The 21,531-nt window shown below is 37.1% G+C and carries 30 protein-coding genes and 1 CRISPR repeat array; of the genes, 28 read left to right on the top strand and 2 right to left on the bottom strand.

Annotation, left to right across the window (positions count from 1 at the left end):
* Positions 1–221 precede the first annotated feature (221 nt).
* Entirely contained in the window at positions 222–521 is a 300-nt protein-coding gene (locus tag A9G35_RS06660; protein ID WP_065585449.1) for a transposase, read from the bottom strand.
* A gap of 57 nt (positions 522–578) precedes the next feature.
* On the opposite strand from A9G35_RS06660, the gene A9G35_RS14135 reads away from it, so the two are divergent.
* The 28 genes from A9G35_RS14135 to A9G35_RS12900 all read left to right on the top strand — a co-directional run bounded on the left by A9G35_RS14135 (position 579) and on the right by A9G35_RS12900 (position 20,826).
* The gene (locus A9G35_RS14135) at positions 579–797 is read left to right on the top strand and encodes an IS3 family transposase (protein ID WP_081300145.1); all 219 of its coding nucleotides are present in this window, start codon (positions 579–581) and stop codon (positions 795–797) included.
* Between the two features lie 370 nt (positions 798–1,167).
* Positions 1,168–1,482 carry a phage holin, lambda family gene (locus A9G35_RS06655; RefSeq protein WP_065636196.1) on the top strand — a complete coding sequence of 105 codons (315 nt, stop codon included), beginning with the start codon at positions 1,168–1,170 and terminating at the stop codon, positions 1,480–1,482.
* Positions 1,466–1,909, top strand: coding sequence for a D-Ala-D-Ala carboxypeptidase family metallohydrolase (locus A9G35_RS06650; RefSeq protein WP_065636195.1), 444 nt, complete (start codon positions 1,466–1,468; stop codon positions 1,907–1,909). The genes A9G35_RS06655 and A9G35_RS06650 overlap by 17 nt, the downstream gene beginning before the upstream one ends.
* Entirely contained in the window at positions 1,906–2,265 is a 360-nt protein-coding gene (locus tag A9G35_RS06645; RefSeq protein WP_065636194.1) for a DUF2570 domain-containing protein, read from the top strand. Before A9G35_RS06650 ends, A9G35_RS06645 begins: the two co-directional genes overlap by 4 nt.
* Positions 2,162–2,395 carry an Rz1-like lysis system protein LysC gene (gene lysC / locus A9G35_RS14130; RefSeq protein WP_442903175.1) on the top strand — a complete coding sequence of 78 codons (234 nt, stop codon included), beginning with the start codon at positions 2,162–2,164 and terminating at the stop codon, positions 2,393–2,395. The genes A9G35_RS06645 and lysC overlap by 104 nt, the downstream gene beginning before the upstream one ends.
* A 295-nt stretch (positions 2,396–2,690) precedes the next feature.
* On the top strand, positions 2,691–3,203 hold the full coding sequence (locus A9G35_RS06640; protein ID WP_081300143.1) for a Rha family transcriptional regulator: 513 nt from the start codon (positions 2,691–2,693) through the stop codon (positions 3,201–3,203).
* Between the two features lie 9 nt (positions 3,204–3,212).
* Positions 3,213–3,608 carry a DNA-packaging protein gene (locus A9G35_RS06635; RefSeq protein WP_065575491.1) on the top strand — a complete coding sequence of 132 codons (396 nt, stop codon included), beginning with the start codon at positions 3,213–3,215 and terminating at the stop codon, positions 3,606–3,608.
* A 5-nt stretch (positions 3,609–3,613) separates the two neighbouring features.
* Positions 3,614–4,843: a PBSX family phage terminase large subunit gene (locus A9G35_RS06630; protein WP_065636192.1), complete on the top strand. Its 1,230-nt coding sequence runs from the start codon at positions 3,614–3,616 to the stop codon at positions 4,841–4,843.
* A 2-nt stretch (positions 4,844–4,845) separates the two neighbouring features.
* Positions 4,846–5,376, top strand: coding sequence for a hypothetical protein (locus tag A9G35_RS06625; protein WP_065636191.1), 531 nt, complete (start codon positions 4,846–4,848; stop codon positions 5,374–5,376).
* Entirely contained in the window at positions 5,360–6,178 is an 819-nt protein-coding gene (locus tag A9G35_RS06620) for a hypothetical protein (RefSeq protein ID WP_141673810.1), read from the top strand. Before A9G35_RS06625 ends, A9G35_RS06620 begins: the two co-directional genes overlap by 17 nt.
* Positions 6,179–6,191: 13 nt before the next feature.
* A complete protein-coding gene (locus tag A9G35_RS06615; RefSeq protein WP_065636189.1) occupies positions 6,192–7,742 on the top strand; it encodes a phage minor head protein in 1,551 nt (516 codons plus the stop codon).
* The gene (locus A9G35_RS13495) at positions 7,739–7,912 is read left to right on the top strand and encodes a hypothetical protein (RefSeq protein WP_176701403.1); all 174 of its coding nucleotides are present in this window, start codon (positions 7,739–7,741) and stop codon (positions 7,910–7,912) included. The genes A9G35_RS06615 and A9G35_RS13495 overlap by 4 nt, the downstream gene beginning before the upstream one ends.
* Before the next feature lie 61 nt (positions 7,913–7,973).
* On the top strand, positions 7,974–9,143 hold the full coding sequence (locus tag A9G35_RS06610; RefSeq protein ID WP_065636188.1) for a DUF2213 domain-containing protein: 1,170 nt from the start codon (positions 7,974–7,976) through the stop codon (positions 9,141–9,143).
* On the top strand, positions 9,143–9,571 hold the full coding sequence (locus tag A9G35_RS06605; protein WP_065636187.1) for a hypothetical protein: 429 nt from the start codon (positions 9,143–9,145) through the stop codon (positions 9,569–9,571). Before A9G35_RS06610 ends, A9G35_RS06605 begins: the two co-directional genes overlap by 1 nt.
* 9 nt (positions 9,572–9,580) lie before the next feature.
* Positions 9,581–10,651, top strand: a complete 1,071-nt coding sequence (locus A9G35_RS06600; protein ID WP_065636186.1) for a major capsid protein — start codon at positions 9,581–9,583, stop codon at positions 10,649–10,651.
* Between the two features lie 3 nt (positions 10,652–10,654).
* Positions 10,655–10,834 carry a hypothetical protein gene (locus tag A9G35_RS06595; RefSeq protein ID WP_065636185.1) on the top strand — a complete coding sequence of 60 codons (180 nt, stop codon included), beginning with the start codon at positions 10,655–10,657 and terminating at the stop codon, positions 10,832–10,834.
* A gap of 2 nt (positions 10,835–10,836) precedes the next feature.
* The gene (locus A9G35_RS06590; protein WP_065636184.1) at positions 10,837–11,220 is read left to right on the top strand and encodes a DUF7370 family protein; all 384 of its coding nucleotides are present in this window, start codon (positions 10,837–10,839) and stop codon (positions 11,218–11,220) included.
* Positions 11,213–11,566: a hypothetical protein gene (locus A9G35_RS06585; protein WP_065636183.1), complete on the top strand. Its 354-nt coding sequence runs from the start codon at positions 11,213–11,215 to the stop codon at positions 11,564–11,566. Before A9G35_RS06590 ends, A9G35_RS06585 begins: the two co-directional genes overlap by 8 nt.
* A complete protein-coding gene (locus A9G35_RS06580; RefSeq protein ID WP_065636182.1) occupies positions 11,566–11,967 on the top strand; it encodes a hypothetical protein in 402 nt (133 codons plus the stop codon). The genes A9G35_RS06585 and A9G35_RS06580 overlap by 1 nt, the downstream gene beginning before the upstream one ends.
* A complete protein-coding gene (locus tag A9G35_RS06575; protein WP_065636181.1) occupies positions 11,964–12,347 on the top strand; it encodes a phage tail termination protein in 384 nt (127 codons plus the stop codon). The genes A9G35_RS06580 and A9G35_RS06575 overlap by 4 nt, the downstream gene beginning before the upstream one ends.
* 10 nt (positions 12,348–12,357) lie before the next feature.
* Entirely contained in the window at positions 12,358–12,774 is a 417-nt protein-coding gene (locus tag A9G35_RS06570) for a hypothetical protein (RefSeq protein ID WP_065636180.1), read from the top strand.
* Between the two features lie 72 nt (positions 12,775–12,846).
* A complete protein-coding gene (locus A9G35_RS13200) occupies positions 12,847–13,431 on the top strand; it encodes a DUF6246 family protein (RefSeq protein WP_065636179.1) in 585 nt (194 codons plus the stop codon).
* 23 nt (positions 13,432–13,454) lie between these two features.
* Positions 13,455–14,720 (top strand): AAA family ATPase, encoded by a 1,266-nt coding sequence (locus A9G35_RS06560; protein WP_218057217.1) that lies wholly within the window; start codon positions 13,455–13,457, stop codon positions 14,718–14,720.
* A complete protein-coding gene (locus A9G35_RS06555) occupies positions 14,717–15,436 on the top strand; it encodes an HNH endonuclease (RefSeq protein WP_065636177.1) in 720 nt (239 codons plus the stop codon). Before A9G35_RS06560 ends, A9G35_RS06555 begins: the two co-directional genes overlap by 4 nt.
* A gap of 78 nt (positions 15,437–15,514) precedes the next feature.
* Positions 15,515–18,505: a tape measure protein gene (locus tag A9G35_RS06550; protein WP_065636176.1), complete on the top strand. Its 2,991-nt coding sequence runs from the start codon at positions 15,515–15,517 to the stop codon at positions 18,503–18,505.
* Positions 18,506–18,735: 230 nt separating this feature from the next.
* Positions 18,736–19,063: direct repeats of the CRISPR family, unit length 28 nt; unit sequence GTTCACCGCTGCGTAAGCGGTTTAGAAA.
* A gap of 132 nt (positions 19,064–19,195) precedes the next feature.
* Complete coding sequence (locus tag A9G35_RS06545; RefSeq protein ID WP_065636175.1) at positions 19,196–19,633, top strand: hypothetical protein; 438 nt, start codon at positions 19,196–19,198, stop codon at positions 19,631–19,633.
* Positions 19,634–19,642: 9 nt separating this feature from the next.
* The gene (locus A9G35_RS06540) at positions 19,643–20,443 is read left to right on the top strand and encodes a hypothetical protein (RefSeq protein ID WP_065636174.1); all 801 of its coding nucleotides are present in this window, start codon (positions 19,643–19,645) and stop codon (positions 20,441–20,443) included.
* 245 nt (positions 20,444–20,688) lie between these two features.
* On the top strand, positions 20,689–20,826 hold the full coding sequence (locus A9G35_RS12900; RefSeq protein ID WP_081300142.1) for a phage antirepressor N-terminal domain-containing protein: 138 nt from the start codon (positions 20,689–20,691) through the stop codon (positions 20,824–20,826).
* 26 nt (positions 20,827–20,852) lie between these two features.
* On the opposite strand, the gene A9G35_RS06535 is transcribed toward A9G35_RS12900, so the two are convergent.
* On the bottom strand, positions 20,853–21,531 hold a 679-nt coding region (locus A9G35_RS06535; protein WP_141673809.1), incomplete at its 5' end, for an integrase core domain-containing protein.

The raw sequence follows: 21,531 nt of genomic DNA, 5'->3' as shown, positions 1-21,531 counted from the left end.
AATGTAACGGCGTGACACCCAAATATTCTCTTTTTGTAAATCAAAACGAATTCGTCTTGTACCATAAGACTGATAGCTCTGATTAAATAGCGTCACGATTTTATCGGCATAAAGCCCTACTGATTTTTGTCTATTCAATTTACACTGATAATAAGCATAATATCTTGATAATCCTAAATATTGACATAGCTTTGTTATGCTATAACGATGTCGATTTGCTTTTAGGATAGCGATTTTCGCCCTATTATCAGTGCTGCTTGCTTTAAAATATCGTTTTCCATGCGGAGTTGTTTAAGCTCTTTACGCAACGCGATTAGCTCTTGTTCTTGTGGACTGCGATTATCTTTTGTTTTAAATGAGCCACTTTGGCTTGATTGCGTTATCCAACGGTCCAAAGCTGATGGTGTCAAATCATATTCGGCAACGATTTCACTACGTGATTTACCATGTTGATAAAGACTGACCATTTGGTGTTTAAAATCATCTGTGAATGTTCGTCTTTTGCGTTTAATCTTATTCATATTTGTTCCTTTTTTAGTTGTGATAAGTTTACCTTACCCCTTAAAAAAGTTGTATGAATTAGTGTAGCCGATCCAGACAATGCGGTAGCGGAAGCGACATTTAAAACAATTAAAACGGAATTTGTAAAAGGCCAACGTTTCAACTCAACAGCTGAGTTACAACGCGCTTTTTCGGCTTATGCTTATTGGTATAATCATAAACGATTACATTCTTCGTTAGGCTACTTGCCTCCCGTTGAATTTAAAAAACACTTACCCCTTAATTTTTTTGTTTGAAAATGTGTTGCCATTCCAACATATCATTTTTTAATAGTGAGTTTGCTAAAAATTTTGATCAGTTTTATAGGGGTAATTTGTCAATAAATTGTATCAGGGATGTTCTGCAGGCAGTAAATGATTCTCCTGTTATGATCCCTTTATATAAAAAATTAATAACAAAAGAGTTAAATAAATTATTAATTGACAATTAATTGTAAATAATAAAAACAGACCGCTTAACTGCGGTTTTTTTATGTCCAAATTTCATGCATGTCAGCGACATTAATGTCGTCAACATCTACAGAATCGACAGCAAAGCTAGACACACACATAACTAACATTTAGCTAGTACGCTGTCACATCATTAACTAACAAGAAGAATAATAACATGTATAAATCATCAATCATGGAATGGTTGCAATCGAATGCGCCGTTAATTTATGGCGTCGTTTTGTCCATTATCATCGCCTACGGTCGTTTAACATACGACGGGGTAGGAGGACGTCGTAAATGGGTAGAAGCGTTATTGTGTGGTGCGTTGTCATTAGCTGCTAGCAGTGGGCTAGATTATTTTGGTTTGCCCGTCAGCATGAATCCTTTTATTGGTGGCGCAATTGGATTTTTAGGGGTTGATAAATTACGTCAAATATCAAATTCAATGTTAAGAAAAAGGGTTGATAACAACGATGACCAAGTTAACTGAACACTTCACACTAGAAGAATTTACACGCTCAACAACAGCGAACAGATTAAAAATTGATAACTCTGTGGCTGCTAATTTAATGCCCAATATTCAATTAACAGCAATTAAATTGGAGCTAGTAAGAAAAGCTTTAGGTAAGCCAATTATTATCACGTCTGGATATCGCTGTCCTGCGCTAAATGCTAAAGTTGGCGGTGTAGCAACAAGCGCTCACACAAAGGGATTAGCGGTAGACTTTAAATCATCATTCGGTACACCCCGTGAGATTTGTCAGCGATTAATTGATGCTAATGTACAGTTCGATAAATTAATTCAAGAGCACAACCAATGGGTCCATATTGGATTTAGCTCAACTAATAATCGTCAAATAGTGTTAACTGCCGTAAAAAATGCAGGTAAAACGATTTATAAGAGCGGGCTAGTATGAGTAAAGAAAAGGCATTAAGCATAGTATTAATCATTGCTGTTTTTGTCTTTGCTGTCTATTTCGGTTACAACAATTATCAAGAGAAGAAACGGCTACAAAAAGATAACGCTGAACTGTTCGAAAAAATCGAACAGTTAAATCAGCGTATAGCTGAGAACAACAAAATCATAGCAGATAATGAGCAAAGTAAGCGTGAACTAGAAAACGAATCTATTAAACGGCAGGAGCAAATCAATGAGCAACTCAAGAATAATGACTGTGCTAATCAGTTTGTGCCTGTGTCTGTTTCTAACAGCTTGTACAACAGAGCGAAAGGTTTACGTCAACCGACCGATACCAGCCAATCTATTAAGTGATTGTCTGCCGAATTTACCACCTCAAAAAATGACGTTTGGCGATAGTCTCAGATATAACGAGCATTTGCTAAATGTTATTGAGAAGTGTAATGCGGATAAAAGGGCGATAAAAGAAATTGCTAATGAATAAAAGCGCATCGGCTGAGTGTTGGCGCAGCTAAATAAAAAAACACTCAGCCAATTTTAAATAACTATTCACTTTTACCGCATAAAGTATAAAAATTCCGAGCAGTTATAAAAAATAACTGCATATTTAATCAAACCGCTTAATTGCGGTTTTTTTATATCTGAAATTTGCCATCACACGGCAATTAACAACAAGAGCCACTTAGGAATGAGTTTTAGAGGGAGCCAGATGGTTTTCATGGTTACCTCTCTGAACTGGTTCCCTGTGTGACTAAAACTCATTTCTAATGGAGAACACCATGAATATTATTAAATTTGATTTTAATGAAATGGTTACTTTACAAGGTAATCAAGTAATGACCACATCTTTAAAGGTTGCTGAGTATTTCGGTAAAAGCCATAAGAATGTTTTAAGAGCAATAAAAAATTTGGAGTGTTCAGATGATTTTACAAAACTCAATTTTGAGCTTTGCTATGAAATCAATCACTTACAAAATAATAAGCCGCAACCTTTTTATAAAATGACTAAAGATGGCTTTATATTCTTAGTTATGGGGTTCACTGGTAAAGCTGCGGCACAGATAAAAGAGGCGTACATTAACGCATTTAACTGGATGGCTGAACAACTTACTAAAATGCAACATAGCTACATGAAACAACATAATGACTTAATGCTTGAGTACATGAAAGAAAAAGATGTAGCTAGTATGTCAGGTCGCTTATTAAGACGTTGGGGTAAAGAGAAAAAGCCAGAGTTAACAAATAGGATACAAAAACTACAAGAACAATCACAAATTCAATTATTAATTTAAGGAAAGATTATGAAAAAGGGCGAAAAGAAAAAAGTGGGTCGCCCAAGTGAACTAGCCGAATGCTTAGTTAAGGCTAAACAATACTTGCTTGGGGACTACGAAACATTTGGGGATGTAGTGCCTAGTGTTGCTGGATTAGCTTGTTATCTTGGTAAGCACAAGTCATCAATGTATGAATACGCAAAACAAAACAAAGAGTTTTCCGACACGCTAGAAGCAATTAAAACGTTACAAGAGAATAAACTAATAAATGGTGGGCTAACTAGCTCATTCAATCCAACAATCACTAAGCTAATGCTATCTAACCACGGTTATAGCGAAAAACAAGAAATCGATCACCAGTCATCAGATGGCTCGATGTCACCAAAACCAACACGAATAGAGCTAGTCACACCCGCAGAGTAAACGCCATGACAACAGCACAAATACAGTTACCTAAAAAAATGATATCTGTGTTTGTGGCTGAAAATGTCAGGTATCGAGGAGCGTACGGCGGTCGAGGTAGTGCTAAAACTCGTTCATTTGCATTAATGACAGCGATTAAAGGTTATCAATTTGCAGAAGCAGGGGTAAGCGGTGTAATACTGTGCGCTCGTGAGTTTATGAACTCGTTAGCTGACTCATCCATGGAAGAAGTAAAGCAAGCCATCCGTTCGGTTAACTGGCTAGCTGATTACTACGATATTGGACAAAACTATATCAGAACAAGAAATGGATTGGTTAGTTATGTGTTCTGCGGATTACGTCATAATCTAGACAGTATTAAATCAAAAGCGCGTATATTGCTATGCTGGGTTGATGAAGCGGAAAATGTATCAGAAATAGCGTGGCGAAAATTAACGCCAACGGTTCGTGAAACTGATTCAGAAATTTGGGTTACATGGAACCCCGAAACAGAGGGAAGCCCGACTGATGTAAGATTTAGGAAAACCCCGCCAGATAACGCCATCATCATTGAGATGAATTATAACGATAATCCATTTTTCCCCGATGTGTTAGAGCAAGAGCGATTGAACGACCTTGCCAGACTAGATTACGCATCATACGCGTGGATCTGGGAGGGAGCATACCTAGAGAATTCAGATAAACAGGTGTTAAGTGGTCGATATGTTGTTGAAGAATTTGACGACAACCTGCACAAACAAGCAGACCGTTTATTGTTCGGTGCTGACTTCGGCTTTGCTAATGACCCGAACACATTAATCCGCTCATTTATTTTGAACGATTGTCTGTATATCGAATACGAAGCATACGGCGTGAATGTCGAACTCGACGAAATGCCAGCTTTTTATGATTCAGTGCCAGAGTCAAGAAAATGGCCGATTAAAGCGGACTGTTCAAGACCAGAAACTATCAGTCACATCAAGCGTAAGGGTTTTAACATCTCACCGGCAAAGAAATGGCAAGGCAGTGTTGAGGACGGTGTTGCATACCTGCGAGGGTTCAAGAAAATTATTATCCACCCTCGCTGTAAACATACCGCGACCGAAGCACGATTATATAGCTATAAAACTGATAGGGTAACAAGTGAAGTATTACCCATCATTGAAGATAAAAACAATCATTGTTGGGATGCGGTGCGTTACTCGTTGGATGGCTATATTAAACATAAACGCTCAGCAGGATTATTTATGAGGTAACAATGAGTTATTCGAATTTAACAGATGAACAGTTATTAAATACTGTCCAAACAGCAATTAATAGCAATCAGGATATAAGCCGACAACGGTTAGCATATGCATCACAAGGCTTGGTTAATAACACTAAAAGAGCATTTATCGATCGCGAGTTTGGTTATCCAGAAAACCTCACTTTCTCAGATTTCTATAAATTGTATAAGCGAAACAGCGCTGCACGTGGCTTTGTTGAGCGATTAAGTGATATTTGTTGGCTAGATTATCCTAAATTTATTGATGGCGACATCCGAGAACAAGATTCAAAGCTGACAACTTGGGAGAAAATAGTTACTGATTTATTTAACGATAAATTGTGGTCAGCTATCACCGAAGCGGATAAGCGTGGAATTGTGGGTAGATATTCAGGACTCATTATTCAATTACGAGATAGCAGAAAATGGGAAGAACCAGTTGATACGGTCGTATTGAACCGACTTGAACCAAAAGATGCCATTGTTAAGCTAATCCCTGCTAGACAGGGTGATTATACTCAATGAAACATCCGTTATTAATTCCATGGATGATGGTGAATCACAGCTTGAAGTTGGTTATAACGATTTAATCGACATGATGAAATACTCAGGCGGTAGCGCAGAGGGCTTCCTAAAAAATGCTAGCAGGCAAGTTCATCTGAATTATGATGCTGACACTGACATGGGAGAATTGGAGCGAGAATTAAGAAAGCGAGGCTTTGAAAAGCCTGCTGATGCATTGAATAAACAAATTGCATTGTTAAATTCAGGCACTGATAGCGCACTAATTACAGCAGGTGCGACAGCTAATATTTTATCAGTTGCTCCTGCTGATCCGAGCTCAGGGTGGTCAGTATCCGCAAATAGTTTTGCAGCATCGGTCAGAATACCATTTACCATTATTTTTGGCCAACAAACGGGGCGGTTAGCATCAGATGAAGATAAGACAGATTACGCAAAACGAGGAATGTCTCGACGTAATGGTTTTTTGAGCACATTAATCAAAGAGTTTGTTAATCAGCTTATTACGCTAAAAGTTATTCAGCCACTAGTTAACGGTACGCTCACTCTTAAATGGTCCGACTTGTTAGCGCCGAGCCAATCCGAGAAAATCGAATTAATGCTCAAAATGTCAGATGTGAACGTCAAGGCGCAACAATCTATGGGTATTCCTGTGTTTACACCGAACGAAATACGAGAGGTTGGCGGTTATGAGCCCGATCCTGATTTAGAGGATATTGATATTGAAGAAGTTGAAATTGATAAAACCGATTCCGAAAAATCCGATACTACCGAGAAGCAAGAACAACCCTACACTGACAAATAAACAAATCCTCCAAATGCGTAGCGAAATACAAAAACGCTACAAAACAATCAAACAATCAATTATTGAGCATATCGAATTAAGCTTAGGCTACTATGCTAAAGAGCCGATTAAAACAGCGATATTCGTTGATAATACACTCTATGTCGTTAATGCTAGTGTTAATTACACTGTTGACGGCAATCAACTTGCTAGGGTGTTAACTCGCATTCAAGAAATTGTTGATGAAAACTTAATTGATGGCGGTATTGAGAAGTTTTGGGCAGGTAAGTTTGTTGCTGATATGTATCAAATGGGGACTAATCGAACTTTTCATAATCTATCTACTCAATCAACACTCTATTCACAAGCTACATCACTGGAATCACTGTTATTTAGTGATGCTTACATTCGCCGAATCGGACTTGCATATACAGCAACATTCAACGACTGGAAAGGGCTTGGGGATAATCTAAAGAGCGATTTAGGCTCCGTTTTAAGTAGCTCTGTTGCCCGAGGGATTAACCCACGAGAAACAGCCGATATTATCAGTAAGCGTATTGATGTTTCATATAGCAGAGCTAAAGCCTTGGCGCAAACTGAACAAGTAGGCGCACTTCGTCAAGCTACATGGGATGAAACTAAACGCACTCAAGAAGAATTAGGGTTAAAAACAGGCTTGTTACATATGTCTGCTTTAAAGCCTAATTCTAGGTCAACACATGTCGATAGGCACGGTAAGGTTTATACTGTTGAGCAAGTGGCAGATTGGTATGAAGAGAATGGCAACCGATTTAATTGTTATTGCGCTCAAGTAACGGTACTGCTTAATGAAAAAGGTGAGCCATATAATCAAGCTAGTATTGATAGATTATTAAAAGAATCTGATGACTGGCGTGAGCAAAACAGACCGAAACAACAAAGTTTAAATTCTGTCGAAGAGGCTAATGAGTGGGCAAGGAAGCACATTACCGAAACCTCAAACCTACCGCCAGATATTGATACTAAAGAGTTAGCACCATGCCTGAAATTGGTATCGGAAATTCAAGAACGATTTAACCTACCTAAATTTAGGTATGCTGGAACAATAACAGGTGATATTTATAAATATCCAGAATCTCCAAAAGAGATGTTGGCTGCTTATTCACATAAAGCTAATGCATTGCTTATTACATCTGATAGCGTTGATAAAAAAGCGTTGTTAGAAGAGGATTTAAAAAGTAAAGCAAATGGATATAAACGAAGCTCTATAAATATGATTGGTCAGACTAATAACGAAGAATTAGCTAAAATAATTCATGAAATGGATTACATCCCGTGGATAGCTGTATCAACTCCAAGAGGCGTTTATGCTCATGAGATGGGACACGCATTACATTATCAACACCAGGAAGAAATTGATAATATCATTAAGAAATTGTGGGGACGAGGTTGGGCGCACGCAATTAGTAAGTATGCTCAACGTAACAAACGAGAATTTGTCGCTGAGGCGTTTTCGTTGTATATTGAAAATCGCATAGAAGCTAAAAAAAGACTACATGCAGAACTATTTAAATTTTTCCAATCGTTAGATAAGGGCATTAAATGAATAAGTTTGATTTATTAGTTGAGCAAGCAACTAAACTGATTAACACCGAGCCACTTCCTGATGACGCAGAGGAACAATTGCAACAAATTATCGACCAAGCTGCCGACAAAATGGAAAGGCGCATGTTAGCGAGTTTTGCTGAATCTCTGTTTGTTATAAGGAATGAGTAATTAATTCACTGAACCGCCCTCTGGCGGTTTTTTTATATCTAAAATTCACTCGAGGTAAAGCATGACACTTAAAAGTGTAAATGTTTTATCTGTCGTTAATAGTAAATCCAAAATATCAACGCAAATCATCGACGGTAAAGAGCACATCGTTATTAAAGACGTTGTGCCAATTGTTGATGATATTGTCATGAATGGAATTTTCTATCCGGCAGATGAAATTAATAAATCGTACATGACATTGAATGATAATTTAATGCCATTAGACCACCTACGAATAAATAACGAGCACGTTTCCGCATTAAATCCACAAGCTATTAATAACTTCTATATTGGCGCTTGGGGTAGAAACGTTCGCAAATCTAACGATAGGGTACTTATGGATGCTTATATCGATAGAAAATTTGCTGAAAGCACCGAAAAAGGTCGGTTATTAGTAAATCGACTTGATGACATGATGAGCGGAAAAAATACCACACCGATTCACGTGTCAACTGGGCTAACTTACACGCCAGATAATCAATCAGGCACATCAAAAGGTAAACGGTACAAGTCAATAGCACGAAACATGAAGTTCGATCATGTCGCAATATTACCTGACAAACAAGGTGCTGCCACGCCAGATGACGGAGTGGGTATTTTTGTTAACTCCAACGGTGAAAAATCACCAATTGAAAATGTAAGCCTTATTGAGTGTTCAGAAGATTCAATAAGCAATGTAATTAGTAAAACCATTAAAGAGGTTTTAAGCGTATTTAAATTTAATCAAAAAGAGGAAGAAGACGTAATGAAAGAAAAAATCTTACTAGCTTTGAATGCTGCTGGTATTAAAACCGATGGCTTATCAGATGAGCAACTGTTAAAGGCTTATAACGAGCAAACAGCCAAAGAAGCAATTGAAAAAAAGAAAACTTCTGAGGAAGAAGAAAAGAAAAAAGCTGAACAGGAGAAGAAAAACGCAACTAATGCCGAAGATGCACCAGCGTGGGCCAAGGCGTTAATGAACAAGGTTACAAGTCTGGAATTAGCGATAAATGCAAATACAGAAAAAGAGCTATCCGTTAAACGGGAAGCGGTAAAAGCCAAGTTCAACATGACACAAACCGCAGTCAATGCGCTATCTGGTGAGCCGTTAGACGCATTATATGCACAATGTGTTAAAACAGCGCCTATTAGCGGTGGTTTTGCTAATAATTCAGATAATTCACTATTAAACATGGAGGCTCCAGAGTAATGATTCGATTTAAAACCGTGATTGGCGGTCCTGCACGCAAAAACGACCCACAAACAATTGACTTAAAAACAGGTGAAGCGATTGCGCCATGTTCTTTGGTTGCTGTGGTTAACAATAAGTTAATGAAACATTCGGCAGCAGGTGAGCAAACCCAAGCATTAGTCATCACAAATGATTATCTGGGTGGACATGATATCCGTGACAATGTACCGAATGACACATCAGGCATCGCCATTATTTGTGAAGATGGTGTCACTTATCATGTTTTAGTAAAAGCAGATGAAGCGTTAACAGTTGGTGACAAATTAGCATCTAACGGTGACGGTACACTAAAAAAAGCAAGCGGTACTGATGCGGTGCTGTTTTATGCATTTGAAACCTATACTGTTGGTACAACCGCTGAACAAGTTCGAGTTCGTAAAGCTTAAGGAGCAATAATGAAGAACGAAAAGATTATTTTTAATAAAAAATTAATTACCAATTCCGCTCAAGTGGCACAGGCTTGGAATCAGTTAAAAGCAAGCCGTCAAATCTTTAACAATACTCAAAACCAAATGAGTGCAACACACGGCAATGCCATTGAAGTTAATCAAGCCGCAATCTTAACCCAAGATTACTGGCGTGAAGTGGATAATGTAACTACCCGCGTTATCCGTGATGACGAGGGCGCACCATTACTTGATGATTTGTTATCGTTAGGTACGCCTATCTCCATTGGTAAAACAGCTGCGCTATACCGTGTTTCAAGCGATGCAGGATATGTTAATCGTTCAATGTCAGGGCAAGAGCCAGAAACGCTAGATAAGGTTGTTTATGACCATTACGGTGACCCTGTACCAATCTTTAAAACAGGTTATGCCCGTGAATGGCGTGAATGGTTAGGTTTGCAAACTGAAAACATCGACGCAATGTCAGATGACCAAGAAGCGGCAGTGGCAGCATTACGCCAAGATATGGCGCAATACATTTTAACCGGTGATGAAAAAATCAAAGTACAAAACTTTGAAGGCAAAGGCATCACTAATCATCCGCACACCAATCAAGTGGATTTAAGTGCGTCTGGTTTAAATATTGACTTAACATCAACAGCCACAAGTAACGACGATATTATTAATTTCTTCACAAAAGACTTTGTTGTCATTCTTGATGCTAATTTAGTGTCAGAACAATTAAAAGTCTTTATCTCTCCTGAAATTGAGCGCCGTTTAAATCTTCCTTACTCTAATTCAAATGGATTTAAAGAGGGGACAGTAAAAGACTATATTTTACGTTACTCAGCGCACATTGGTTCATTCACCAAAACATTTGAGTTAAAAGGCAATCACTTTATTGGTTACGTTCGTAATGCTCAGTACATTAAAACCCGTATTGCTGCGCCGATTGGTTCATTTATGAAGCAACGAATTAACCCGCATGACAACTATCAAACACTGGTTTGGTCGGCATTTGGTTTGCAAATCAAACGTGACTTTAACGGTAAAAGCAAAGTCTTTAACGCTCGGGGGTAATTGATGAAATTACGGGTAACTAAACGCGGCTGTTTCGGCCGCATTGATGGCGCGGTAACTGAACTACCTATTGGGTATGAATTCCATGCTACAGACATTCCTACTGCTTTTATTGGGCGTGTAATTGTGTTAGAGCAGCAATCTGTTGAAGTTGAAGCAGACAAAAAGAAAAAGGGTAAATAATCATGTCAGTACAGGTAACCGCAGAAGACGTTAATCAAATGTTATCAGAGCTTGGTTATTCTGTACCGAGCATTGTTATTAACGCAATCCTTAACAAGGTGAACTCAATCAGTGATTGTTTGGTTGCTCATAATTATTCAGAAGCTGACCAACTTTTGATACTGATTTACTCAGCTTGTTTACTGGCTCAAATGCAAGGAGCAAGAAAAATCGCATCACAATCAGCACCAAGCGGTGCGTCAAGGTCATTTAAATATGATGACGTGGGTTTTAAATCTATGTACTCACTACTAAAAAATCTTGATGTTCACGGTTGTACTGATTGTCTAGGTATTTCTTGCTCAAAAAAACCATTTTTTTTAGTTGTTGGAGGTAGGGATGAGTAATACAGCGAATTGGAGCTATACAAATGTTGCAACCGTATATCCTCACATGGGATACGACGGAGAAAACAATGTTGATACTTACGGTCAACCTTATTTGGTGAAATGCACATGGAAAGATGAAGCACCAAACGCACTGGGTGCTTACATTGATTCTCTAGGTGTTGAAAGGGTAAGAAAAACAACTTTTTACACCGAAGATAACCGAATTAAACAGGGCGACTTCATAGCAAAAGGAGACAAAACTTCGTTATCGTTAGAAGCTTCAAACGCTGAAAAAGTGGAGTTTGTGCTTGAATATGATATGAGCGTTTTTGGTGAAATCCCTGATTACGAGGTGGTTACATAATGGCAGTTAAAGGCGTTTCAAAGGTGAATAGAAATATTCACAGGATAACTAATGAAATTGCCAACATCCGAACCCAAAGAATCATCCAGCAAGTTATGATTGTGGGTATGTCTTTTGTTGCTCCACTTACTCCAATCGACACGTCCAATCTTATTAATTCGCAGTATAGAGAACTAAAACCAATCCCCAAAGGTTGGGTTGGGCGAGTTGGTTATACGGCTAATTATGCTGCTTTTGTTAATGGCGCTAAAGCAAAACTAAGAGGAAAACCGAGAACAGGTAAAAAATCAAAGGGTAATTACTGGTCTCCTAATGCTGAGCCTGATTTTATCAAGAAAGGGTTTGAACGGGACGGTAAGGATGTCATACAGCAAGTTATTAGAGAGGGTTACAAAATATGATTTCTGATACATATAACTCAATTAAAAGCTGGTTAAATTCACACAATTTACTTGATGATTACATTTTACAATTTCGGAAGTGGGTTGAAGTAAAAAACACCAAATCCAATAGATATATTGTGATTCTCCCTGCTGGAGGCGGTAATGCTAGTGAGGCGATAACGCGAGATTATTTTAGGATTGTAATTATTTCAGCGATTAATGATTCGGACGTTGTAGCGGTTAATGATAAAGCAGATGAAATCAGGCAATTTATGCTAGATGATTTTGAATCCAACAATGTTATTTCAATGAGTCCAATCAGCGGAATAACTCAAGCAAATACAGAAGAGGGGCGGTTTATTTTCGAATTTACCGCTCAAATGATTATATCAAGATAAGAGGTACATTATGGCTAAAAGCAATGCAGGAACTGGTCGAAAGGTCGGTGTTTATTATTCAATCGGTAATCCAGACAAAAAACCAAATGATGCGGATTATAAGCGGTTGGGAATGATTCGGGGTAAGTCACGTGGTGTCAACTGGAACCCAATTGATGTTACAGCCGATACATCCGAAGATGGTACAACTGAATCAATGGTTACAACCAAGGAAAAGACAGTGTCATTTGACGGAATTTCACGAGGTGATGACATCCAGAATCAAAGTGCCTTATTAGATCACATTGAAAGCCCATCACAAGACACTGACGGGCAGCCATACGCTTGGATTAAAATTGTCAATCCAACTATTAACAGAGTGATCGAAGGGTGCTATTTGTTGTCCTCATTGACCGAAGAATACCCGTATGATGATGTATGCACATAGTCAATTGAGGGTACAAGTGCAGGCAATGTAACAAGAACCGTTATCCCAGAAGTGGTATCAAGGAAAGCGTAGATGAAACCAGTAATAACAGAAGTTGGAGAGTTTGTTGTTTACGTCAATAATGAGGCTTTTATTTTTATCCCGTCTTTTTTGAACATGACAAAAATAGGCAATTCCAAAGAGATAGTAGAGTCTTTCGCTATTCTTTTTGGTGCTGAACATATCGATTCGGAGCAATTAATTATTGATACCGCAGATAAGGCTCTAAATGCATGTTGTGAAGCGGACTGTTCTGTTATTACTGGGTATTTGAAGGGTGATGAAAACAATTTAGCGGAAATCGATGGGGTTATACCCATTCAAGACAGGATTATACTGGCTCAGCATTTATTAAAACATGGATTAATTGGCGATACAGAGCCTAGAAAAAAGAGCGACGAAACAGATTACAGCGATGAATTTCATGCAAGAAAGTTTGTTTACATGGCAGTTGCTCATTTAGGCATGAGCGAAAGTGACGCATGGAACATGTCAATGACCGCATTTCAAGAGGCTATGGAAGCGAAATTTCCTACTAACGATAAAGATATCATCTCACAAGATGACTATGACTCAGCTATGTCTTATGCGGATTCTATTGTCGGATTAGCCCTCTAATTTCTTCTTGGTTTATTAATAATATGAAAAAATCCATCACCTTTAAGAGATCATTTAATGATCAACTTATCGAAATATTATGTTATTATTCTGACGATAAAAATAAACAGGATAATGCAATGAAAATTGAATCACTAAAAATAGAAAATGTTGGCGGTATATCTAGCTTGTCGTTAGATAGTTTTGACCCCAACTTAAATATTATTTGCGGTGAAAACGGGATAGGTAAAACAAATATTTTGGATTCAATTGCATCATTGTTTTCAGGTTATGAACCGATATCTATTAGTGTTAAATCAGGTTTTGAACAAGGATGCATAAAAAGCTCAGTAGATGGAAAAGTAATTTCGCGACCAATAAAGAAAAAATATACAAATCTTACCTATACAAAATGGGAATGTGTTAATGATGATAAAAATGCAAATTTCAATTTACTATATTTAAAAGTTAATCGCGTTTTTAAATATAGGCGAGAAAGTAGTATTAATTCAGACCCAGACGTTACCAATAGAACATCGGAAAACGCTGAAGGTTTAGATAATAATGATATAAAACAATGGTTTATTTCTAGATATTTGCATAGCGCGCATGTTGATAATTTAACTGATGTTCAACAAGAAAACATTAAATTAGCAATAAGCTGTTTTTCGTTACTTGATAATAAGGTTACATTTTATAAAACTACTACTCAAAATGAGATAATTGTAAAAACACCTACAGGAGAAATATATTTTGAGCTTTTATCTTCTGGATTTAGGTCTATTTTATTTATTTTATTGGGCATAATTAAAGAAATTGAATATCGATTCCAAAACAACAATGTTTTAGCATCAGACTTTAATGGAGTTATTCTAATTGATGAGATAGAGTTACACCTTCATCCTGAATGGCAAGGTAAAGTTTGCAGCGTTCTTACAAAAACATTTCCGAAAGCCCAATTTATCATCAGTACGCATAGCCCTCACGTTATTCAAACCGCCGAGGCGAACGAAGTTATAGCTTTATCTGGGCAGAATGGTCATTTAGAAAAAAGAACCTTAGATATCGCCCCACATGGCTTTAAAGGATGGACAGTTGAGGAAATTCTTACTGATGTAATGGGTATGAAAGACACAAGGACAGAATGGTTCAGAAGCAAGCAAAAGGAATTTGATAAAGCTTTAGATGAGAATGATGTCTTAAATGCAAACAAAATATTTGATGAGCTTAGATTAAAGCTACACCCAAGTAGTACCTACCTTGCATTGTCTCGTTTCCAATTAGATATGCTTAATGGGCGAAACAAATGATAAAGTTAAACAGAACGCCATGCCCAGCGTATTTATCAGATGACAAAGTCAGACAATTGACTGAGGAGTTTATAAATACAGGCAATTCTGTTTGGAATAAAGACGAAATAAAAGGAGCTTTACTCAAGCTGTCTAACTATAAATGTGCTTATTGTGAAGCTAAAGTACAAATAGAAGATTCTTATATGGAAGTTGAACATTTTCATCCTAAAAGTCGCTATAAATTAGAAGTAGTATTTTGGGATAACTTATTGCCATCTTGTAAAAAATGCAATGGTAACAAAGGGAACCACGATACAGGAAAAGAGCCAATTATTAATCCTTGTAAAGATGACCCCAAAGAACATCTATGCGTGGAAGCAGCTAGATTATATCCTAAATCTAATTCAGACATGGGGCGGTTAACAATTGATGTCCTTAACCTGAATGATAAAGAAAGATTAATTGATTCCAGATTTGATTTGTGCAATACCGTTAAGGAAACATTAGAATGTTTATATCATGGTGCTATAGATTCTAAAGCCCGTAATGAAATTAAAGGGTTATTATCTGCATGTTCAGCAAATACGGCTTTTTCTGCTATAACGTCAAATGCTCTTCATAACGATCCTTATTATTCATACATAAAACAAAAATTTAAAGATAAAAATCTATGGAATGAAGAATTAGAAGATCTTGATATCAACACAAAAAAAATAGCCCTAGACTCTAGATAATTTATCGTTAACCAACCAAATTTAATTAAACCACCTTCGGGTGGTTTTTTATTACCTAAAATTTTATAAGAGGTTTTTATGTCATTTGAAGCAGGAAGTATATATTACACAATTGATGCTAAAACAGGGGCTTTATTAACAGCCGATAAACAAGTGTCTAGTTTTAACAAAAGAGCGCAAGAGAGGTTTAACGAAACAGATAGGTCGGTAAATTCGTTAAATGGTTCAATGGGTAAATTAACCCAAGTAGCAAAAGGTGTTGTTGCTGCTTTAGTTACTAATCAAGTTTTTGCTTATGCTAATGCTTGGCAAGATTTAGAAGATAGACTAAAAAATACTGGATTAGCTGGAATGGCGTTAAAAGATGTTCAAGAACAGCTTATGACAACATCAAACCGAAACGGTCGCACCATAGAAGAATCCACCGAGTTATATGTACGCCTTTCAAATTCAATGAGCGAACTAGGATATAGTACGCAGGGTACGCTATCTTATATTGATACGCTATCTAACTTATTTACAATCAATAAAACTAACGCAATAAGCGCAGAATCTGCTATCAATGCGCTAACCAAAGCGCAAATGAAAGGTAAGTTAGCTGGTATTGATGCGATGTCAGTATTCGCAGCTATGCCGAGCGTGCTTAAAACTTTAGGTAAACGATTAAAGAAAACAGAAGCAGAAGTTAGACAAATGGCTTCTGATGGCAAGTTATCTATGTCAGACTTTACTGATGCGATGATAGCGGCACAAGATGAAACCGCGGCACTTGCTGATAATATGCGTAATAATCTTGGTGATGCCTCTAATCATTTCACTAATCGCTTAAAAGAGGCATTAGGTTCACTAGATAACACAACAGGAGCAACTCAACATTTAGTTAGTGGCATAAAAATGCTTGCTGAAAATATGAATGTGCTTATCGGTTGTGCTGGTTTCTTGTCGGCAATTCTTGCTGGACGATATTTAACATCGTTAACCGCAGCCACAAGAGCAAAAATTGCATCAGCGATAGCTTCTAGAAACGAAACTAAAGAAGAAGTAGAGTTAGCTAGAGCAGAATTAAAACGAATTGATATAGAACGTCAGAGTTTATCTATTTCACTGCAATTTGCTGAAGCGAATTATCGAGCTGCAAAATCAGTTGAAGATCGCATTATTCAAGCAAATAGAATGTCGGCTATACAAGCAAAAATGATTGCATTAGATAAAGACGAGACTGCGACTAAAAATGCATTATCAGCAGCTACAGCTAGAGCTAATACAGCTGTTAATCTACTAAAAGGAGGGTTAAGTTTACTTGGGGGACCAGCTGGAATTGCGATCATGGCTGCTGGTGCGTTAATGACTTGGGCGAGCAAAGCAAATGAAGCGAGAGAAGCAGCGATTAATCTTAAAGATTATATAAAAGATTTAACCGAAGAATTCAAAAAGATGAATAAAGAACAAAGAGAGGCTGCGCTTACAAAATTAAAAATTAAATTATCAGAACAAGTTAAAGAAATAAAAAAAGAAGAGGGTCGCATTACTGCGATCCTTACAAATTTAGATCTGTATGGTGAAAATGGGGGTGAACTCTATACTCTAGATGAATTAAACGAAAAATTAAGTATCGCGCGTGGAAACTTGGCGGACATGAAACAAGGTGCAAATGAACTAGAGAAGCAAATACAATCACTCAACGGCGTTAATGAAGAATTATCATCATCATCAGAACAAGCTGCTACAGGAGTTGATGGCTTTGCTAAAGCGTTAGAAAAACTTGGTACAAACAAAATAGATAATAAAGTTAAATCTCTATCAACTCAGTTTGAAATAGTTCAAATGAAGACAAAGGGAGCTAAAAAAGAAGCTTATATCTATGAAAATGTATTAAACGAACTTGGTAATGTTGGTGAAGATTATAAGGCTACACTGAAAGGTTTAATCGATAGAACAATTAAATGGACTCAAGTATCAGAAGATGTCAGAAAAGTATTAGAGCCACTTTTTAAAGCATACTCAGATTTATTTGACGAAAACGAAAAACTAAACGCTAGTAAAAAAAGCGGACGAGGCACAACAAGAACTTATGCGGAAGAAATAAAAAATCTTAAAAATCAGCTAGAAGTCGCTAAGTTAGAAGCTAAACATTTAACAGTTGAAGCGAAAGCATTAGCAATTAGCCAGCAAATTGGCACAAAAGCAACGAAAGCTCAGGCTGATGAATTAAGGCGATTAATACAAGAGCAAGAAAACTTGCAAAATTCGCAAGCGGGTGAAGATTTTGCAAAACAAGAAATCTACAATAAAAAATCACCTCTTGAGCAAATCGACATTGACGAGCAAGAGAAGTTAGATAAATTAAGCAAATGGCGAGAAACGGGGCTTGCAAATGAGCAAACTTATCAAGATGCTTTAACTGCGATAACTCAAGATGCTGTTGATAAACGAAAAAAACTTGAAGATGAAGCAGCAGAAGCTAAGCTACAGTCTACAAGAGCAATACTAAAATCATCATCTGACTTATTCGGTGGAATGGCTGATATGCTAGGAGCTTTTGCTGGTGAATCAAGCTCAGCATATAAAGCGCTTTTTGCAATCAGCAAAGGCTTTGCGATAGCTGATGCGATGCTTAATTTAAACTCTGCAATCATGAAAGCGATGAACGATCAGACGGCGGTTACAACATCAGCAAAAATGGCAAATATGGCTGCTGTAGCAAGCGCGGGTGGACAAGTTTTGTCTACGTTAAAAGGTATTACATACGGAGGGGGAAGACTTCGAGGTGGTGGTGTTGATGTTGGGAAAGCTTATAGAGTAAATGAAAGTGGAGAACCTGAACTGTTTGTTGCTCATGGAAAACAGTACATGATACCCAATAAAAATGGTGAAGTTATCCCGTCTAACAAGTTATCCCGAGGCTCAGCAGGCAGAACAATCATAAATAATATTACGCAAAATATCTCTTTCGGTGAAGGGCAAGACAATAAAGAAGCCGCTAACGAGACAGCTAGAATGCTGAAACAAGCACTAAGAAGTGTAATTCAAGAAGAACAAAGACCAGGAGGGCTGCTAAATCGGCGTTGATTTTATAGATGAATTTTCATATTTTCACCCAAAAAACTTGTCAGTAAAGGTATTGATTTTATTAATGTTTTTTTTGGCGTTTTTGGAGTTAAACTCAAAAACCCTTTTTTTAATCGCTTTTTTAATCCATTGAAAAATATAGATTAATTTCAGTGCTAGAAAAAAGGGTTATTTTGTGAAAATTGGTTAAATTTCTATTTAAAACAATAAGCTATGTTTGATATAATCTAGTTCACCGCTGCGTAAGCGGTTTAGAAACCGATCAGGTAATAAAAACAGGAACAATTTCTGTTCACCGCTGCGTAAGCGGTTTAGAAAACAACGAGGCAGGGCAGTTAAACCACCTCTCAGTTCACCGCTGCGTAAGCGGTTTAGAAAACTTAACCGATGATTTAACTTCTTTTCCTTTTGTTCACCGCTGCGTAAGCGGTTTAGAAAGCTATAACTCGTCCGTATACTTCTGGGTCATTGTTCACCGCTGCGTAAGCGGTTTAGAAATCTTTTGAGGGCTTTTTTTGAGGGATTTATTAGTTCACCGCTGCGTAAGCGGTTTAGAAAGCTGTCCGCTCGAATCCCTCTTGCGCTCTTTTGTTCACCGCCGAATAGGCAGACATAAACCGCTTTCGGGCGGTTTTTTATTGCTCTTAGTTAATAAATTTCATACTATTTATCAAAAATTAAGGAGGTGGTATGAAAAGAATCTTGATAATTAGTTTAGTTAGTTTCGCTTTATTCGGCTGCGGTGATGATAAAGTTACTAAAGAGTATTGGATTGGGGATTGGCAGTGTACCGCTAATGATTATAAAAAACATAACGGTGACGTTAATGAAGATTTTGGTGATTCAGTGTCGTCGTCAGAAAAAATAATGACATTTAAAATATTAGATAATGAGCTTTATCAAATAAATAAAGATGGAACAAAAATCTTGATTGATCCAAATAAAATGGAAAATATCATAAATAAAGTTGTAGGAAGTACTAAGATTAACACAAAAAAAACAACAAAAATTGTTAATAGTGACACTTTCAAGTTAACAATGTTGACTGAAATAAACAACATTAATAGTGACAATAATGTTATTGATTTTAGAGCCAAAACAGAAGCGGTCTGCACAAGAATAAAATAGGTATCAATTATGTGGTTATTGTACGGTATTGCAATATTTGGTGTAGTTATAATGGTACTTTATTATGGATTACTTTTTCTTCAACAACAGCAAATAAAAAAGTTGGTTAATCCAGATAAATACGAGTCATCTAATCGTTCATTGGAAGCTAGCGTTTCAGAGAATAAATATGCTGGAATGAAGCATGTTAGTGATGTTGGTGATCTGCATGAGGACGAATTGCTTGGATACAAGAAGATTCATAGCGATCATGTGCTTACTTATAAGTGGTCAGAAGGATCAAAAGACTATGAAAACCTTGAAAATTCATTTAATGACAATTCAAATCATAAAATAATGAGCCGTAAAAATGCAGAGGATGATTGGTTAGATTGGGTTGACGATGATTGTGTTGTAGAACAAAAGAGAGCAGGGAAGAAAAAAGTCAGATTAAGTAAAAGAGAATGGCTTGAGCCATTAAAAAAACTTCCAGATCAAGTTATCATTGATATGCATTTTAAGATTTTATCGTTAATAAAGAAACATTATAAACTGAGAGCGCAGGGTAAAAATTTGGATATCGCAATTGATTTCTGTGAACAAGGAATTACCTTATCTGGACTTGTTATAGAAGCGATGAAAAGAAAGCACGCAGAAATGGAATCTATCGCAGAACAGTGTGGGAGAAAGCCTGATAAGTTTTTTTACCCTAGCAATCCAGCATATACTCAATACGCTGTAATTTTAAAAAGACAGAAGAACTTTGATAAATTGGCTGTTATAAATGCCAAAGAAGAAGCTGAGGGTTGGGGGATGGGACAGGATTATTGATTTAAATTACCTATTGACTAACAGATCAAATTAATTGTATATTCTTGTTCAGGTCTCAAAACCTAAACAAAGCGGACACCGCCCCGATAGCATGCGGATTTTTTACGTCTAAAATTCAATGTCGAGAGGGCGAGGAATAAAATACCTTAGGGGAATAACTCCAGCCTTTCTTTGTTAGGCTTTTGAGCCTCTCGACACCCATTTAAATGGGTAATAATCTCAAAAAAATAAACAAAGGATATAGCATGTCAAACACAAAATTAGAAACAATTCAGTTTCACAATCAACAATTAATCGTTCTTAACCACGAAAACAAACCTTATATTGCAATGAAGCCTGTGTGTGAAAATATCGGGTTAGATTGGGCTGCTCAGCTGTATTAGCTCAAACTTAATCTGACAGACACGTATTACTCATCGGCTTTCATTTTAACAAAATGCGTGTCCGATGAGCAAAATAAATTCTCCAATTGCTTTTCCTTAACCAACCCTTTTGCATCATTCCATGTTTGCCATGGTGTCTTCCCATAACAATATTTTCCTGAATGCGCTCTTTCTCGATTGTAAAATTCAAGCCATTGCTCAATATCGTTTTGTATTTCACTCAATTGCGTGTAAATCTTACGTCGAAATAAAATATCATAACATTCTGTTTTCATCGTCTTATGGAATCGCTCACAAATACCGTTTGTTTGTGGGCTGTAGGTGTAGGCTTTGGTCTTGGTGTGTTCAATATCTTCTAGATTAAGATAAAGCTCATAAGCATGGCTCTCCTTATGGCCATTATATTCCGTACCTCGGTCTGTAAGAATGCGTAACAGCGGCACTTGTTCGCTGTCAAAGAAAGGAAGCACTTTATCATTGAGCATATCGGCAGCAATCAGACTGTTTTTCTCGGTATAGACTTTAGCAAAAGCGAGTCTGGAATAGGTATCAATAAATGTTTGTTGGTATATTTTCCCAATGCCTTTAATATGCCCTACATAATAGGTATCTTGTGCACATAAATATCCCGGATGATGTGTCTCAATTTCACCATGCGCTTCTTTTGATGCTTTGGCTTTTTCAAGGGCTTGTAATTGATTTTCA

The organism is Gilliamella sp. Choc5-1, from assembly GCF_001690595.1.
Taxonomy (GTDB): domain Bacteria; phylum Pseudomonadota; class Gammaproteobacteria; order Enterobacterales; family Orbaceae; genus Gilliamella; species Gilliamella apicola_M.
The sequence above is the reverse complement of the archived record's forward strand: the minus strand, read 5'-3'. Positions and strand labels throughout refer to the sequence as shown.

Coding starts and splice junctions, on each gene's coding strand:
- A9G35_RS06660 (WP_065585449.1), bottom strand. CDS start 521: ATGAATAAGATTAAACGCAAAAGACGAACATTCACAGATGATTTTAAA.
- A9G35_RS06655 (WP_065636196.1), top strand. CDS start 1,168: ATGTATAAATCATCAATCATGGAATGGTTGCAATCGAATGCGCCGTTA.
- A9G35_RS06650 (WP_065636195.1), top strand. CDS start 1,466: ATGACCAAGTTAACTGAACACTTCACACTAGAAGAATTTACACGCTCA.
- A9G35_RS06645 (WP_065636194.1), top strand. CDS start 1,906: ATGAGTAAAGAAAAGGCATTAAGCATAGTATTAATCATTGCTGTTTTT.
- lysC (WP_442903175.1), top strand. CDS start 2,162: ATGACTGTGCTAATCAGTTTGTGCCTGTGTCTGTTTCTAACAGCTTGT.
- A9G35_RS06640 (WP_081300143.1), top strand. CDS start 2,691: ATGAATATTATTAAATTTGATTTTAATGAAATGGTTACTTTACAAGGT.
- A9G35_RS06635 (WP_065575491.1), top strand. CDS start 3,213: ATGAAAAAGGGCGAAAAGAAAAAAGTGGGTCGCCCAAGTGAACTAGCC.
- A9G35_RS06630 (WP_065636192.1), top strand. CDS start 3,614: ATGACAACAGCACAAATACAGTTACCTAAAAAAATGATATCTGTGTTT.
- A9G35_RS06625 (WP_065636191.1), top strand. CDS start 4,846: ATGAGTTATTCGAATTTAACAGATGAACAGTTATTAAATACTGTCCAA.
- A9G35_RS06615 (WP_065636189.1), top strand. CDS start 6,192: ATGCGTAGCGAAATACAAAAACGCTACAAAACAATCAAACAATCAATT.
- A9G35_RS13495 (WP_176701403.1), top strand. CDS start 7,739: ATGAATAAGTTTGATTTATTAGTTGAGCAAGCAACTAAACTGATTAAC.
- A9G35_RS06610 (WP_065636188.1), top strand. CDS start 7,974: ATGACACTTAAAAGTGTAAATGTTTTATCTGTCGTTAATAGTAAATCC.
- A9G35_RS06605 (WP_065636187.1), top strand. CDS start 9,143: ATGATTCGATTTAAAACCGTGATTGGCGGTCCTGCACGCAAAAACGAC.
- A9G35_RS06600 (WP_065636186.1), top strand. CDS start 9,581: ATGAAGAACGAAAAGATTATTTTTAATAAAAAATTAATTACCAATTCC.
- A9G35_RS06595 (WP_065636185.1), top strand. CDS start 10,655: ATGAAATTACGGGTAACTAAACGCGGCTGTTTCGGCCGCATTGATGGC.
- A9G35_RS06590 (WP_065636184.1), top strand. CDS start 10,837: ATGTCAGTACAGGTAACCGCAGAAGACGTTAATCAAATGTTATCAGAG.
- A9G35_RS06585 (WP_065636183.1), top strand. CDS start 11,213: ATGAGTAATACAGCGAATTGGAGCTATACAAATGTTGCAACCGTATAT.
- A9G35_RS06580 (WP_065636182.1), top strand. CDS start 11,566: ATGGCAGTTAAAGGCGTTTCAAAGGTGAATAGAAATATTCACAGGATA.
- A9G35_RS06575 (WP_065636181.1), top strand. CDS start 11,964: ATGATTTCTGATACATATAACTCAATTAAAAGCTGGTTAAATTCACAC.
- A9G35_RS06570 (WP_065636180.1), top strand. CDS start 12,358: ATGGCTAAAAGCAATGCAGGAACTGGTCGAAAGGTCGGTGTTTATTAT.
- A9G35_RS13200 (WP_065636179.1), top strand. CDS start 12,847: ATGAAACCAGTAATAACAGAAGTTGGAGAGTTTGTTGTTTACGTCAAT.
- A9G35_RS06560 (WP_218057217.1), top strand. CDS start 13,455: ATGAAAAAATCCATCACCTTTAAGAGATCATTTAATGATCAACTTATC.
- A9G35_RS06555 (WP_065636177.1), top strand. CDS start 14,717: ATGATAAAGTTAAACAGAACGCCATGCCCAGCGTATTTATCAGATGAC.
- A9G35_RS06550 (WP_065636176.1), top strand. CDS start 15,515: ATGTCATTTGAAGCAGGAAGTATATATTACACAATTGATGCTAAAACA.
- A9G35_RS06545 (WP_065636175.1), top strand. CDS start 19,196: ATGAAAAGAATCTTGATAATTAGTTTAGTTAGTTTCGCTTTATTCGGC.
- A9G35_RS06540 (WP_065636174.1), top strand. CDS start 19,643: ATGTGGTTATTGTACGGTATTGCAATATTTGGTGTAGTTATAATGGTA.
- A9G35_RS12900 (WP_081300142.1), top strand. CDS start 20,689: ATGTCAAACACAAAATTAGAAACAATTCAGTTTCACAATCAACAATTA.